Source organism: Psychromonas sp. (assembly GCF_983033635.1).
The window spans coordinates 21,878-23,062 of sequence record NZ_CEZLMY010000048.1; the positions used below are offsets into that span (position 1 = coordinate 21,878).

A 1,185-nucleotide genomic window follows, 5' to 3' on the forward strand; every position below is an offset into this window, starting at 1 on the left:
TTTAATAAAGGTGTTAATAAAAGTAAACTATCTGAAGCGCCTAAATGATCCTCATTACGCACTTTTAATTCGCTTTGCAGTTTTAAGAAATAGATAAGGCCAAGTTCAGAAAGCTGCTTATAGTCCATGTAATCAAGTATTAGTCGTGTTTCATCTAATTTGTTCTGCGCATATGTACTGTCAGCGATTAATAGACTTAATGATGCCTGCTCATTTGCTGACAGTGGTTTGCTTTGCAGATATTCGATAATAGATTCAGCTAAGGTAAATTGTTTCTCTGCAATTAACGCTTGTATAGCAACAAACTGCCATGCCGATTTTTCTTTATCGCCCTGCAGTTCATCTTTTTTAAGAAAGAATGCCGAGTTATTGTTTAATTTGGAAAACAGTTCGGGCGGGATATCTTCAGGTGATGACGGAGTGGTACTACAAGCAGATAAAATCGCCAACGTTAATATCATTATTAAACAATGAAATAATCGTTTTGTTGAGGTGAAAACGTTCAAAATATTATCCTTTATGCGCAAGCAAATTTTCGAAGTAGGTATCATGAAAGCTATAGTGTAATATTGCTGTCTCAGTTAAACAATCTTATTCACTTATCTATTCTTTTATTAGGGCGACAAATGTCTGAAAATAGCCAACTTTCATCTCAACTTCCCGCAAAGCTTTATATTGTTGCCACCCCGATTGGAAATATTAGCGATATCACTTACCGTGCTATCGAAACACTGCAGCAAGTGGATTTGGTTGCAGCCGAAGATACTCGCCATAGCGGTAAATTATTAAGTCACTATCAAATCAAAAAACCGATGTTCCCACTGCACGATCATAATGAACGAGAACGCGGGAAAGTACTAATAGAAAAAATAAAATCAGGGCAATCAGTTGCCTTGATCTCTGATGCCGGTACGCCGTTAATCAGCGATCCGGGTTATCACTTGGTTAACGAATGCCGAGAATCAGGGGTTGATGTTGTGCCTATTCCTGGCCCATCGGCTGTTATCACTGCCTTAAGCGCTGCTGGGTTGCCAACTGATCGTTTTTCATTTGAAGGTTTTTTACCCGCCAAAGAAAAAGGCAAGCAGGATAAGTTAAAGGCGTTGATTGAAGAGACGCGCACTATGGTTTTTTATGAATCACCGCGTCGTATTCAAGATACAGTGCAGCAAATTATTAATATAC

1 protein-coding gene and 1 pseudogene are annotated in these 1,185 nt (G+C 38.6%); one reads left to right on the plus strand and one right to left on the minus strand.

The features are described 5' to 3' along the window. A pseudogene (locus AC4GME_RS08705) lies at positions 1 to 506 on the minus strand (penicillin-binding protein activator); the annotation flags it as partial. 120 nt (positions 507 to 626) lie between these two features. On the opposite strand from AC4GME_RS08705, the gene rsmI reads away from it, so the two are divergent. Next, positions 627 to 1,185, plus strand: a 559-nt coding sequence (rsmI, locus tag AC4GME_RS08710) for a 16S rRNA (cytidine(1402)-2'-O)-methyltransferase (RefSeq protein WP_490379243.1), incomplete at its 3' end; no start/stop codon positions are given.